The following is a 13528-nucleotide window of genomic DNA, read 5'->3' as shown; positions in this document are numbered from 1 at the left end:
CTGCAAGCTGCAAGCTGCAAGTTCGAGCTTGTAGCTTGTAGCTTGCAGCTTAAAACTTGCAACTGCTTCTCTTACTGAATCTCCTCAGGCTTGACGATCACCCAGTTCTTGTCCGCCGTCACCGGCAGTCCTTCCTTGGCCTGTGCCGCAGCGTGTTTGGCCATCATGCCGTTGAGCTGGGTCATGTATTTGTCCTTGCGGTTGATCCACAGGTGGATGCCGCCCTTGGCCACGTCGACATCGTGGAACAGCATGTAGCCATCGCTGGTTGGAGTGTCACCACCGACCAGAACCGGTTTTTTCCACTCGTCGATGTAGGTGAGGATCGCCGCGTGTTTACCGGCCATCCAGGTCGCCGGAGTCCAGAGGTACGGGGTCAGCTCCAGGCCGAGGTTGGCCTTTTCGTCATACTTGCCGGCGGTCACCTGTTTGCGCGCGGTGGTCAGCTCGCCGGTGTTGCGATCCTTGAGCAGCAGCGACACGCCGATCACGTTCTGTGGCTTGACGTTATAGCCGTACTTCGGATCGGAGGCGACCATGCGCACCAGCTCTTCGGAGGCGGCGGTCATCACATAGACCTCGATGCCGTTCTCCATCAGCTTGTTGTACAGCTCTTGCTGGCCGGTGAAGATTTTCGGCGGGTTGACGTCGAGTTTCTTGACCACGTCGCCTTCGTAATAAGTGGCCGGAACCGGTTTGCCGGACGCCATCAGCTCGTCGACATAGCCCTTGAGCTCCTGCAGCGTGAAGCCGGAAAACACTTGGGCGACCCAGGGGTAGCACACCATGTCGTCGAGTTCGCAGAGGCGATAGTAGTAGCTGAACAGGCTTTCCTTGTGGTCGGCCGTGTCCTTGAACGGGATCAGTTTCAGGGAGGGGTCGAGTTTTTCGCGGGTAATCAGGCCCTTGTTTTCCATGAAGGGCAGCAACGACTCTTCGAGGTCATACCGGTAGCTGGTGTTGTCCATGTCGAACACCGCGTAGTTACCCTTGTTGGCATTCGCCGCGATCATCGCGTCCAGTGCCTTGGCCTGATCGGCGGGCCAGTGTTTCAGATCCGTGGCGAGTGCCTGGCCGGCAAGGCCCAAACTCAGACTCAAGCCCAATGCGGCGAGAAATTTCGGTGCTAGCTTCATCGACATCGCTCCCTGTGTGGAAAACATCGACGCTAACAAATAAGTGTGACAGCCCTCGTCTGTCAGCGACCGTACGCGTCCCTTCCGCGTCAGCTGCATCACCGACAGCGACATCCGCTTATTCCAAAAACGACAGTGATCAGTCTTTTTCGGTATTAATTCATTGCAAATCAAGCTGTTAGGCTTTCCGGTTTGCGGCTGCCCGGAAGGCGGCTGGCACAAGTCACTTCGGAGTGCTTATGAATCTGCCGCTGATTCTCAATCTGTTGGTGTTCCTCGCCCTGCTCCTGGGCCTGGCGCAAACCCGTCACACGACATGGAGCCTGGCGAAAAAGGTCCTGCTCGCGCTGGCGCTCGGCGTGGCGTACGGCATCGCATTGCATACCGTTTATGGCGCCGGCAACCCGGTGCTGAAAGCCTCGATCGGTTGGTTCGACCTGGTGGGCAGCGGCTACGTGCAGTTGCTGCAAATGATCGTGATCCCGCTGGTGTTCGCTTCGATCCTCAGCGCGGTGGCCCGTCTGCACAACGCCTCGTCGCTGGGCAAGATCAGCTTCCTGACCATCGGCACCCTGCTGTTCACCACCGCCATCGCGGCGCTGATCGGCATCGGCCTGACCAACCTGTTCGGCCTCACCGCCGAAGGCCTGGTGGCCGGCACCCAGGAAATGGCTCGCCTGCAAACCATTCAAAACGACTACGCCGGCAAGGTCGCCGACCTGAATGTGCCGCAACTGCTGCTGTCGTTCATCCCGCAGAACCCGTTCGCAGACCTCGCTCGGGCCAAGCCGACGTCGATCATCAGCGTGGTGATCTTCGCCGCGTTCCTGGGTGTCGCCGCGCTGCAACTACTCAAGGATGACGCCGAAAAAGGTCAGAAAGTGATCAACGCCATCGACACCCTGCAAGCCTGGGTGATGCGCCTGGTGCGTCTGGTGATGAAGCTGACGCCTTACGGCGTGCTGGCGCTCATGACCAAAGTGGTGGCTGGCTCCAATCTGCAAGACATCATCAAGCTTGGCAGTTTTGTGGTGGTCTCCTACATCGGCCTGGGCCTGATGTTTGTGGTCCACGGCGTGCTGGTGTCAGCGGCGGGGATCAACCCGCTGCGTTTCTTCCGCAAGATCTGGCCGGTGCTGACGTTCGCGTTCACCAGCCGCTCCAGCGCGGCAACCATCCCGCTGAGCATCGAAGCGCAGACCAGCCGCCTGGGCATTCCGCAGTCGGTAGCCAGTTTCGCCGCCTCGTTCGGCGCGACCATCGGCCAGAACGGCTGTGCCGGCCTGTATCCGGCAATGCTTGCCGTCATGGTGGCGCCGACCGTGGGCATCAACCCGCTGGACCCATTGTGGATTGCCACGCTGGTGGCCATCGTCACCCTGAGTTCTGCCGGTGTGGCGGGCGTGGGTGGCGGCGCGACGTTCGCTGCATTGATCGTGTTGCCGGCGATGGGCTTGCCGGTGTCACTGGTAGCGCTGCTGATTTCAGTCGAGCCGCTGATCGATATGGGGCGTACGGCGCTGAACGTGAGTGGTTCGATCACGGCCGGTGCGATTACCAGCCAGATGATGCAGCAGACGGATAAGGCGCTGCTTGAGGCGGATGAACATTCGGCGTTGGCTCACGCCTGACACAAAAATCTTGCGAGCAGGCTCGCTCCCACAGGGTCCCGGTGGACTCATTGTGGGAGCGAGTTCTCAGGCCTTCTCCCAAACCTCGAAGTTGTAGGCCGGTTTGTCATCCACCGCCGGGTTTTCAACATTGGAAACCAGCTGCCACTCCTTCGCATCAAACTCCGGAAACCACGCATCCCCTTCCGGGCTCAGTGCCACTCGGGTCAGGTACAAACGATCCGCCTGAGCCAGGCCTTGCGCGTACAACTGCGCCCCGCCAATCAGCATCAGCTCATCGACGCCCTGCTCTTTCGCCCACGCTTCGGCGCGCACGACCGCGGCTTCCAGCGACGGGTAAACCTCGGCGCCTTCCAGCACCAGGCCCGCCTGGCGGCTGACCACGATGTTCAAGCGCCCCGGCAGCGGACGGCCGAGGGAATCCCAGGTCTTGCGGCCCATGATGATCGGCTTGCCCAGGGTGGTGGCCTTGAAATATTTGAAATCCCCCGGCAAGTGCCAGGGCATGCTGTTGTCGACGCCGATCACTCGGTTTTCACCGAGGGCTGCAATCAGGCTGAGGGGGAGTGATTTAGTCATGCCGGCGAGGATACCAGAGCCTCCCGTACCCCGATAAGCGCCACAGCGGTTATGCTCACAGCTCAATGGAGCGACGGGATGGCGCGTGACTGAACTGAACAACCTCTGGCTGACCGAAACCATCCGCCTGCGTGAAGAGCACGCCGGCCCCCTGGACGATGGGGAAGCCAACCGAGTCGCCCGCAGTGCCGGCGGCGACCTGCCGACGCGGATTGTCCGCCGCGCCCTGTGGCTGGCCGAGCGCGACGGTCTGGCGGATGCGCTGCGCCACTGGCTGCAAGGCGCGCGCCTGGCGGTGCTGGTACTTGCCGTACTCGCGGCGATCAGCGGCGCCGGACTGGCCTTTGCTGCGCTGGGCAACGGGCAAACACCGGTGAATGTGTTCTGGGCCCTGGGCAGCTTGCTGGGGCTCAACCTGATTCTGCTGCTGAGCTGGGCCCTGGGCCTGGTGTTCGCCGGCGAACACGGCGCCACGTTGGGGCGACTGTGGTTGTGGCTCAGCGAAAAACTCGCCCGCGACGCCAAGGCTGCGCAGCTGGCGCCCGCCCTGCTGTTGCTGCTGCAACGGCAGAAACTCAATCGCTGGGCGCTCGGTGTGCTGGTCAACGGTTTGTGGTGGCTGGCGATGCTCAGCGCCCTGGTCATTCTGCTGACGCTGATGGCGACCCGGCGCTACGGCTTCGTCTGGGAAACCACTCTGCTGGGCGCCGACACCTTCGTTGCCATGACCCAGGCGCTGGGCGCCCTGCCCGCGCTGATCGGCTTCAACGTGCCCACGGTGGAGATGATTCGCGCCAGTGGCGATGCCGCACTGAATATCGAAAGCGCCCGTCAGGCCTGGGCCACCTGGCTGGTGGGCGTGTTGGTGGTCTACGGCGTGCTGCCGCGCCTGCTGCTGGCACTGTTGTGCCTGTGGCGCTGGAAACGCGGGCGCGCCAGCCTGACGCTCGACCTGAACCTGCCGGGCTACGCGCAACTGCGCGAACGCCTCATGCCCACCAGCGAACGACTGGGCATCAACGACGCCGCCCCCGAGCAACTGCATCGCGTGGAGAGTACCGTCAGCGAACTGCAAAGCGATGGCGCACTGCTGGTCGCCATCGAGCTCGATGACCAGCGGCCCTGGCCGCCACTCCTGCCGAAAACCGTGAGTGACGCGGGCATCCTCGACAGTCGTGAATCGCGACACAAACTCCTGGAACAGCTCAGCCGCTTCCCGCCGGCGCGCCTGGCCATCGCCTGCGACCCGCGCCGCTCACCGGATCGCGGCAGCCTGGCGCTGATCGCCGAGCTGGCACGTAACGCCAGCGCCACGCGGGTCTGGTTGTTGCAAGCCCCGCCTGGTGAAGCACTGGATGCCGAGCGCCTGGGTGACTGGCATGTGGCACTGGCTCAGTTGGAGCTGCCGTACGCCGATTGTGCGCCGCTGAATTGGCTGGAGACTGGTCATGACTAACGCCTGGAAACCACCCTTGAAGCTTGCCGTGGTCGGCCACACCAATGTCGGTAAGACCTCGTTGCTGCGCACCCTCACCCGGGATGTCGGTTTTGGCGAAGTGTCCCATCGCCCCAGTACCACACGCCACGTGGAGGGCGCACGTCTGTCGGTGGACGGCGAGCCGTTGCTCGACCTGTTCGACACGCCCGGCCTGGAAGACGCCATCGCCCTGCTCGATTACCTCGAACGCCTGGAGCGACCGGGCGAACGCCTCGACGGCCCGGCACGCCTGGCGCGTTTTCTCGACGGCAGCGAAGCACGCCAGCGCTTTGAGCAGGAAGCCAAAGTGCTGCGCCAACTGCTCACTTGCGATGCCGGCCTTTATGTCATCGACGCCCGTGAACCGGTGTTGGCCAAATACCGCGACGAGCTGGAGGTGCTGGCCAGTTGCGGAAAACCGTTGCTGCCGGTGCTGAACTTCGTCAGTAGCGCCAACCACCGCGAACCGGATTGGCGCGAAGCGCTGGCGCGTCTGGGCCTGCATGCCCTGGTCCGGTTCGACAGCGTGGCACCGCCGGAAGATGGAGAACGGCGGCTTTATGAGAGTCTGGCGTTGCTGTTGGAAAACGCCCGTGAGCCACTGGAGCGCCTGATCGCCGATCAACAGGCCCAGCGTCTGGCTCGGCAGGAGAGTGCGGCGCGTTTGATCGCCGAATTGTTAATCGACTGCGCAGCCTGCCGACGCAGCGTGGCCAGCGATGCGCAGCAGGAACAGCAAGCGATCGGCGAACTGCGCAAGTCAGTGCGGCAACGGGAACAACGCTGCGTCGAAGCCCTTCTCCAGCTCTATGCGTTTCGTCCACAGGACGCTGCGGCCAGTGATCTGCCGCTGCTGGACGGTCGCTGGGGCGACGATCTGTTCAACCCCGAAACCCTCAAGCAACTCGGCGTGCGAGTCGGCGGTGGCATCGCCGCCGGCGCGGCGGCCGGGGCTGGCGTGGATCTGCTGGTGGGCGGCATTACCTTGGGCGCCGCCGCCCTGGCCGGCGCCATTGCCGGCGGAGCCCTGCAAACCGCGCGCAGTTATGGCAGCCGCTTGCTGGGCAAGATCAAGGGCCAACGTGAGCTGACTGTGGATGACAGTGTGCTGCGCCTGTTGGCCTTGCGCCAACGGCAGCTGCTGCAAGCGCTCAACGCCCGAGGGCATGCCGCGCTGGACAGCATTCAGGTGGCCACGCCGCAGGACAAGACCTGGCGCGAGGGCAAGTTGCCCGAGGCGCTGAACAAGGCGCGGGCACACCGGCAGTGGTCTTCCTTGAATCCGCAGGCGAGGTTGAGCCAGGCGGAGCGGCAGGAGGCGATTGAGGGGTTGGCTGGGCAGCTTTAGTTTTGCGGTGTGAGTGCCGGCCTCATCGCGAGCAAGCCCGCTCCCACACCCTGGACTGCACCCTAAAAGTTGGACACCAATCCTGATCTTTGGAGGTGTCCCCATGGGGAAGTTTTCGCTTCAGTTCAAATTAGAGGCCGTCGAGTCCTATATCAATGGCCATGATGGCTTGCGCAAGGTCGCTCACCGTTTCTCAATCGACTGCAGCCTGCTGCGGCGATGGGTCGCCACCTACCGGGCTCGGGGCCATGCAGGCTTTCAGTCCAATCGCCGTCATTACAGCGCCGAATTCAAGCGATCAGTCGTCCAATGCATGCGAAAGGAGCAACTTTCACTTAGAGAGGTCGCCGCCCGTTTTGGACTTGGCCAATCTTCGCAGGTGGGCATTTGGGAGCGTCAGTACTACAGTGGCAGTCTTCCTGCCCTGATTGCGCCCAAGAGAAAAAAGGCTGTCGCCATGCCCCCGAAAACGCCTGCCCCTGATCAATCCCAGTCCACGGACGACAATTCGAAAACTCGAGAGCAACTCCAAGCCGAACTCGAACACCTGCGCATGGAGAACGCCTACCTAAAAAAGCTCGAAGAGGTCAGGGAGGTTTCGAGCACGAGCCCTCAACGCGGGAAAAAACGCTCACCGTAATGGCCTTGAGGGCACGATTTCCTCTGGATAGCTTGCTCAAGCTGGCCAACCTGGCCCGCAGCACGTTCTATTACCAGGTCAGCGCTCTGCAGAAACCCGACAAACACGCATCGTTGATAGCGAGAATCCAAGGACTCTACGACGAACACGAAGGGCGGTTCGGCTATCGCCGCATCGCGATGGCGCTTCAAAAAAAAGAAGCAGTCAGCGAAAAACTGATTCAGCGCCTCATGGATCGCCTGGGTCTCAAGTCACTGGTACGCCCCAAAAAGTACCGTTCTTACAAAGGTCAGCGAGGGAAGATAGCGGAGAATTTGCTGGAGCGTAACTTCGTCGCGCAACGCCCAAACCAGAAGTGGGTAACTGATGTCACTGAATTCAAAGTTGACTCAAAAAAGCTCTACCTGTCGCCAGTAATGGATTTGTATAACGGTGAAATCATTGCCTACGAAACGTCCCTGCGCCCCTGTTTCGCGCTGGTGACAGGCATGCTGGATAAGGCTTTTGGGGGCTTAGGGGACTCAGCTCATCTGCTGCTTCACTCCGACCAGGGCTGGCAGTATCAACAACCTCGCTATCAGAACGCGCTGAAGAGTCGAGGCATAAAACAGAGCATGTCGCGCAAGGGTAACTGCCTCGACAATGCGGCGATGGAGAGCTTCTTCGGCACCCTTAAATCCGAGTTTTTTTACCTCAAGCATTTTGAAAGCTTGGAGGAGTTGAATTCGGGACTGGACGAGTACATCCGTTACTACAATCATGACCGGATTAAATCGAAGCTCGGAGGATTGAGCCCTGTGGAATACAGGACTCAGTCCGTGGGCATGTGGCAATAGACCGTCCAACATTTTGGGGTCAGTCCACCCCCCTGTAGGAGCGAGCTTGCTCGCGATGAAGGCGACTCGGTCTACGACCTGGCCAAAACCCTGGCCGCCATCCCCTTCAACACCCCTAGATCCATCACCGGCACCCATAGCTGCTTGGCCATCTCATCCCACTGACGCATGCGCAAACTCACCGCACAGAGCGGGTCCTGCTCGAAAGCGTCCGCTTCTTCAGCACTCATCACCCCACCCTGGTACTCCAGAGTTCGTCGGCTCGCTTCGCTCAGACGCTCGTAGTACCCAGGCTCTTTCAGTGTCAGATAACGCTTGGCCTGCACGTGGTACTCCACCAGCCGTGTCAGGCGCTCGCTGAAACCGGCACGCCGCAGATATTCAGCCCCCAGGCGTTCATGGCTGACGACGCCAAAACCGCCCATGTTTGGCGCACTCTCGGCGCAAATGTGGCCGATGTCATGAAAGAACGCCGCCAGCACCACTTCATCGTCGAAGCCTTCAGCGATGGCCAGTTCGGCGGCCTGGGACATGTGCTCGATCTGCGACACGGGCTCGCCGATGTAATCGTGGTCGCCGAAGCGCTCGTACAACCCGAACACCTCGGCGATAACTTGGGCTTGCCGGTCCATCAACACTCTCCCAACAAGGTTGCAACATTGCGTTCGGCCATCGCCGGCCCGACGCTCATGCCGACGCCGGTGTGCATCAGCGAAACGCTCAAACCCTCGGCCGGGCGCAAGAACGAGAACGGCCCCGGTCCGCGCGAACCGTAGACACCTTGCCAGCGCTCAACCACCTGCACCTTGCAGCGCAGCGTCTGCTCGGCCAATTCGATCATCCAGTCGTCCACCTGCTCGGCATTGAACGGCGAGGCGTCGCTGCCGTAGTGGTGGGAATCGCCGATGATCAGTTCGCCATAAGGTGTCGGGCTGATCAGCAAGTGAATGCCGTTTTCATGCAGATGCGGCTCGTCCCGCAGAATCTGCGCCTGTATCGCGCGAGCTTCTGGCAGATCGGCGAACGCACCGTAGTGCACGCAGCTCAAACCGGTGAGCACTGCGTGCTGCAGGTTGAGATTGGCCTGCGGGCAGGCGCGCAGCATTTGCAGGCGGCAGATCTGCGGCTCGAGTTGGGCGATCGGCTCGGCCAGCAGGGTCTGATAATCGTGACCGGAGCAGACGATGATCTGGCCCGCGCTAAAGCTGCCCGCGGTGCTGTGCAGGCGGCCCGGCTCGACATCGCGCACCAGGGTTGAGAAGTGAAATTCAACATTCAGTTCGCGACGCAGGTACTCGATCAACGCCGGCAGGGCTTCGCGCGAATACAGTTGCTGGTCATCCAGGCCGTGCAACGCGGCGCGATGATGGCTGAAATGCCCACCGTACAGATCGCGCAGGGCAGCGCCGCGCAGCAGCTCGACGCGGTAATCGTGTTCCAAGGCACGACCGGCGCAGAAGGCTTCAAGCAAGTGCTCTTCGGCTTCGGTGCGGGCGAACAGGTACGAGCCGTTGCGCTTGAGTTGCAGGCCGGCGAGCTGCGCCCACTGGCCCCAGATGTCGCGGCTGGCCTTGGCCAGTTCGAGCATCGTTCCCGGTGGCTGGCCCGTAACCAGCGCCTGGCCGAAGTTGCGCACCGAGGCGCCGAGCGGCGTGGCGCTGCGTTCGAAAACACGAACCTTGAGGCCACGCCGGGCGGCGGCGTAGGCGTGGGACAGGCCGAGGATGCCGGCGCCGACGATCAGCAGGTCGTTGTGGTGTGTCATTGGGTTTTTCTCTGAATTCAAGACCGCTATCGCTGGCAAGCCAGCTCCCACAGGGGGGCCAGTGAACACAAAATTTGTGAACACCACCGCCCCCTGTGGGAGCGGCGGTGCGACGACTCGACTTGCCCGCGATGAGGCCCTCTCAGCCGATGAAGATTTACTTGGCCGCCACTTTCTCGGACTTGCCGTCATAGCGCTTGCGCCACTCGGTCAGGATCTCGTCGCGGTTCTTCGAGGCCCAGGCAAAGTCGTTCTTGATCAGGCGCTGCTCGTAATCGGCCGGCAGTTCGGTTTGCGGCTTGGCGATGCCTGGCTGGGCGAGCACGGCGAAGTTCTCTTTATAGAGTTCCATCGCCTCAGGGCTGGCCGAGAAGTCTGCGAGCTTCTTCGCCGCCTCTTCATGTGGCGTGCCCTTGATCACCGCAGTCGCCTCGATCTCCCAGCCCAGGCCTTCCTTCGGCAGGATGATGTCCAGCGGCGCGCCCTGGCGCTTGAGTTGGACGGCCGGGTATTCAAAGGAAATGCCTATCGGGAATTCACCGGCCGCCGCCAGCTTGCACGGCTTGGAGCCGGAATGAACGTACTGGCCGATGTTCTGGTGCAGGTCGTCCATGTACTGCCAGCCCTGCTTCTCGCCGAAAGTCTGCAACCAGGCGCTGACGTCTAGGAAACCGGTGCCGGACGATGCCGGGTTCGGCATGACGATTTTGCCCTTGTACTCCGGCTTGGTCAGGTCTTGCCAGCTCACCGGTTTGGTCAGGCCCTGCTTCTCGGCTTCGACGGTGTTGAAGCAGATGGTCGCGGCCCAGACATCCATGCCGACCCAGGCCGGAGGGTTGGCGGCGTCGCGGTAGTTGCCGCCGATCTTGCCCAGATCCTTCGGCGCGTAGCTTTGCAGCATGCCCTGTTGGTCGAGGATCGCCAGGCTGGATGCGGCGAGGCCCCACACGGCATCCGCTTGCGGACGGGCTTTTTCGGCCAGCAGCTTGGCGGTGATGATGCCGGTGGAATCGCGTACCCACTTGATCTCCACGTCCGGGTTGGCCTTTTCGAAGGCTTGTTTGTAGGTCTTCAGTTGTTCGGCTTCGAGGGCGGTGTACACCGTCAACTCGGTGGTCGCAGCAAAGGCGTTCAGGCTGAAAGCGGTGAGGACAGCGGCGGCCAGGGCCATGGGCTTGAACATGATCTTTTCCTGTTTTTGAGTTGAGGACGGTTGGGGCGAGTCAATGACCGGGCGCGATCTGCCGCCAGGCCTGGGAGCGGCGCAGCAAGCCGCGCGAAGCACCGGCCAGCAGCAGCGACACGCTGGCCGAGGTGAACAGAATCAGGGTCGACATCGCCGCCGCGCCGCCGACGTTGCCGGCGTCATCCATGTTCAGCACTGCCACCCCCGCAAGGATGGTGTCGGGGCTGTAAAGGAAGATCGCCGCCGAAACGGTGGTCATGGCTGAGACGAACAGGTAGCGCACGATGTCCAGAATCGCCGGCAGACAGATCGGCACAGTGACCCGCAGGTAATGCCGGTACAGCGGCGCCTTGAGCGACAGCGCGGCGGCTTCGAACTCGGCGTCGAGCTGGCGTAGCGCGGTGGTCGCGGTCATTTGCGCGGTGGTCAAATAATGAGCAATGGTGCAGATCACCAGCAGGGCCATCGTTGCGTAGAGCACATGCAGCGGGTTGCCTGGTATGTTGAAAAAGAAAACATAACCCAGGCCCAGCACCAGCCCCGGCACCGCCATCGGCACGAAGCTGAGCAGGCGCAGGGCCAGGTTCAGGCCGCGTTGGCCTTTGGTTTTTTCCATCAGGTAAGCGCCAGTGAAGATCAGCACACTGCCGATCAATGCTGAATACAGGGCCATCTTCACGCTGTTGCCGTAGGCGAGCCAGCCTCCGCCCGCCGTGTCGTTGAACTGGTAATGGTTGAGCGACAGCGACAGGTTGTACGGCCAGAACTTCACCAGGGATGAGAACACCGCCATGCCGAACACCAGCAACAGCGCTGCGCAGATCAACACCACGATGGCCAGGTAACAACCATCCCGACCTTTCGAAGGCGCCGGTTTGAATACCTGCGCCCGACCGCTCATGGAATCGCCGTGACGGCGACGCAACCAGGCATCGACGCCAAAGCTGAACAGCGCCGGTAACAGCAGGACCATGCCGATCAACGCGCCCCGACCGAACTGCTGCTGCCCGACCACCGCCTTGTAGGCCTCCAGCGCCAGCACCTGATAGTCGCCACCGACCACCACGGGCACGCCGAAGTCGGTGATGGTCAGGGTGAACACCAGACAGAACGCGGCGAACACGGCCTGACGCGTGGCCGGCCAAGTGATGCTGCGAAACGCTTTGGCGGGGCTGGCGCCCATGCTCGAGGCGGCATCGAACAGACGCGCATCAGCCAGCGACAGCGCCGACAGCAAAATCATCAAGGCGTGTGGGAAGGTGTAGATGACCTCGCCCACCACGATGCCCCAGAAACCGTAGATGTTGTCCGAGAGCAAACCGCGCAGCATGCCCTGATTGCCGAACAGGTAGACCAGCGCGATACCCGGCAGCATCGAAGGCGCCATCAATGGCAGCAACGAGATGCCACGCCAAAGGCCTTTGCCGGGAATCATCGTGCGCTGCAGGGCGTAGGCAAAAAGATAGGCCAGCGGTACGACGATGGCCGCGACGCTGAGGGAGACCTTCAGGCTGTTGCCCAGCAGCCAGTGGAAATTGGCGCTGCCCAGCAACTCGCTGGCCGCCGCCAGGCCTCCGCCCTGCCCGGCCTGCGAGCTGAAACCGCGCCAGAAGATCGCCAGCAGCGGCATCAACACTGCCAGGGTCAGCAGCACCAGCAACAAGACCTTGCCACCGACGACAAACAGCCGGTCGCCGATCTCGGCACGGGAAGCTTGCCGAACCCGCTTGCGCGGCATCGGCAGCGCGACGTTGGCACTCATCAGGCAAACACCTGCAGACTGCGGGGTGGCAGCGCGACCATGATCTGCTGGGCACCCAGGCGCGGCATGGCTTCTGGTGCCAGTTCCGCCAGGAGCGCATGGCCGGGCAGTTGATCGAGCTCGAAGCTCATGCGGCATCGGTTGCCGAGAAAGGTGATCTCGCGAACCCGAGCGGGAAACAGGTTTTCTTCGTGCACCACCGGGTTGATGCTGATCGCTTCCGGACGGCAGAACAGTCGGCCGGAGGCGGTTTTCGCGCTGCCATCCTGCAAGCGCATGTTCAACCCGCCGACCCGGGCGTGGCTGTCGCTGCTGCGATGGAATGGCAGCCAATTGCCCTGGCCAACGAATTCCGCGACGAAGGGCGTGGCGGGGCGATCGTAGATTTCCTGGGGCGTGGCGTACTGCTCGACCTTGCCGTTGTTCATCACGGCGATGCGGTCGGCCATCAACATGGCCTCGTCCTGGTTGTGCGTGACCATCAGGGTGGTGATGCCGAGGCTGCGCTGCAATTGGCGCAGCTCGGTGCACAGGTGCTCACGAACCCGCGCATCGAGCGCCGACATCGGCTCATCCAGCAGCAACAATGAAGGTGACGGCGCCAGGGCGCGGGCCAGAGCCACCCGCTGCTGCTGGCCGCCAGACAACTGGCCGGGGTACTTTTTTTCACTGCCGATCAGGCCCACCAGCTCCAGCATCTGGCCGACACGCTGGCGCGTTTCCTCCCGGCTACTGCCGGCGAGCCCGTAGGCAATGTTCGCTTCCACGGTGAGATTGGGAAACAGCGCGTAGGACTGAAACAGAATGCCGTAGTCCCGGGCCTGGGGCGGCAGGTCCGAAACGTTGCGAGCACCGAGGAACAACTCACCGTCGTCCTGCTTCTCCAGACCGGCGATGCAGCGCAGCAAAGTGGTCTTGCCGCAACCCGACGGGCCCAGCAAACACACCAGCTCACCGGCTGCCACGTCCAGCGAGACGTTATCCAACGCGGTAAATGCGCCGAAGCGTTTCTGCACGCCCCGTACTTTCATCGGTGCGCCGGGAGTGGTCAGGGCAGTTGTGATCGAGTGGTTCATGGACAGGCCTCATCTGGCAGATGAGAACCATCCTAGAGTTGTAATGAGACCGTCATGTGGCAGTGAGGCAAAAACCGCTGATAGTGATATTC

At 61.8% G+C, this 13528-nt stretch carries 11 protein-coding genes; 4 read left to right on the top strand and 7 right to left on the bottom strand.

What is annotated here, in order from left to right; genetic code table 11:
* Positions 1-71 precede the first annotated feature (71 nt).
* Positions 72-1136, bottom strand: coding sequence for an HAD family hydrolase (locus AB4N33_RS23150; protein ID WP_476458320.1), 1065 nt, complete (start codon positions 1134-1136; stop codon positions 72-74).
* Between the two features lie 239 nt (positions 1137-1375).
* Between AB4N33_RS23150 and AB4N33_RS23145 the strand changes: the two genes are divergently transcribed.
* Positions 1376-2767 (top strand): L-cystine transporter, encoded by a 1392-nt coding sequence (locus tag AB4N33_RS23145; RefSeq protein ID WP_476458319.1) that lies wholly within the window; start codon positions 1376-1378, stop codon positions 2765-2767.
* A 66-nt stretch (positions 2768-2833) separates the two neighbouring features.
* On the opposite strand, the gene AB4N33_RS23140 is transcribed toward AB4N33_RS23145, so the two are convergent.
* Entirely contained in the window at positions 2834-3346 is a 513-nt protein-coding gene (locus AB4N33_RS23140; protein WP_476458318.1) for a dihydrofolate reductase, read from the bottom strand.
* 85 nt (positions 3347-3431) lie between these two features.
* Between AB4N33_RS23140 and AB4N33_RS23135 the strand changes: the two genes are divergently transcribed.
* The 3 genes from AB4N33_RS23135 (at position 3432) to AB4N33_RS23125 (ending at position 7647) form a co-directional block, all read left to right on the top strand.
* Positions 3432-4802 (top strand): DUF2868 domain-containing protein, encoded by a 1371-nt coding sequence (locus AB4N33_RS23135; RefSeq protein WP_476458317.1) that lies wholly within the window; start codon positions 3432-3434, stop codon positions 4800-4802.
* Positions 4795-6171 (top strand): GTPase/DUF3482 domain-containing protein, encoded by a 1377-nt coding sequence (locus AB4N33_RS23130; RefSeq protein ID WP_476458316.1) that lies wholly within the window; start codon positions 4795-4797, stop codon positions 6169-6171. The genes AB4N33_RS23135 and AB4N33_RS23130 overlap by 8 nt, the downstream gene beginning before the upstream one ends.
* Before the next feature lie 103 nt (positions 6172-6274).
* Positions 6275-7647, top strand: a protein-coding gene (locus AB4N33_RS23125) for an IS3 family transposase (protein ID WP_476458315.1) whose coding sequence is annotated in 2 segments (ribosomal slippage) — positions 6275-6748 and positions 6751-7647 — 1371 coding nt in all. Because the reading frame shifts where the segments join, the coding sequence is not laid out codon by codon here.
* A 71-nt stretch (positions 7648-7718) separates the two neighbouring features.
* Here the strand turns inward: AB4N33_RS23125 and AB4N33_RS23120 are convergent.
* The 5 genes from AB4N33_RS23120 to AB4N33_RS23100 all read right to left on the bottom strand — a co-directional run bounded on the left by AB4N33_RS23120 (position 7719) and on the right by AB4N33_RS23100 (position 13436).
* Positions 7719-8279 (bottom strand): phosphonate degradation HD-domain oxygenase, encoded by a 561-nt coding sequence (locus AB4N33_RS23120; RefSeq protein WP_460140717.1) that lies wholly within the window; start codon positions 8277-8279, stop codon positions 7719-7721.
* Positions 8279-9412, bottom strand: a complete 1134-nt coding sequence (locus AB4N33_RS23115) for a TIGR03364 family FAD-dependent oxidoreductase (protein WP_476458314.1) — start codon at positions 9410-9412, stop codon at positions 8279-8281. Before AB4N33_RS23115 ends, AB4N33_RS23120 begins: the two co-directional genes overlap by 1 nt.
* Positions 9413-9569: 157 nt before the next feature.
* On the bottom strand, positions 9570-10595 hold the full coding sequence (locus AB4N33_RS23110; RefSeq protein ID WP_460140715.1) for a putative 2-aminoethylphosphonate ABC transporter substrate-binding protein: 1026 nt from the start codon (positions 10593-10595) through the stop codon (positions 9570-9572).
* A 40-nt stretch (positions 10596-10635) separates the two neighbouring features.
* The gene (locus tag AB4N33_RS23105; RefSeq protein ID WP_476458313.1) at positions 10636-12360 is read right to left on the bottom strand and encodes a putative 2-aminoethylphosphonate ABC transporter permease subunit; all 1725 of its coding nucleotides are present in this window, start codon (positions 12358-12360) and stop codon (positions 10636-10638) included.
* On the bottom strand, positions 12360-13436 hold the full coding sequence (locus tag AB4N33_RS23100; protein ID WP_476458312.1) for a putative 2-aminoethylphosphonate ABC transporter ATP-binding protein: 1077 nt from the start codon (positions 13434-13436) through the stop codon (positions 12360-12362). Before AB4N33_RS23100 ends, AB4N33_RS23105 begins: the two co-directional genes overlap by 1 nt.
* Between the last annotated feature and the right edge of the window lie 92 nt (positions 13437-13528).

The sequence above is a fragment of the Pseudomonas sp. S1_E05 genome (genome assembly GCF_056337105.1).
This window is presented reverse-complemented; position numbering and strand designations above follow the sequence as displayed.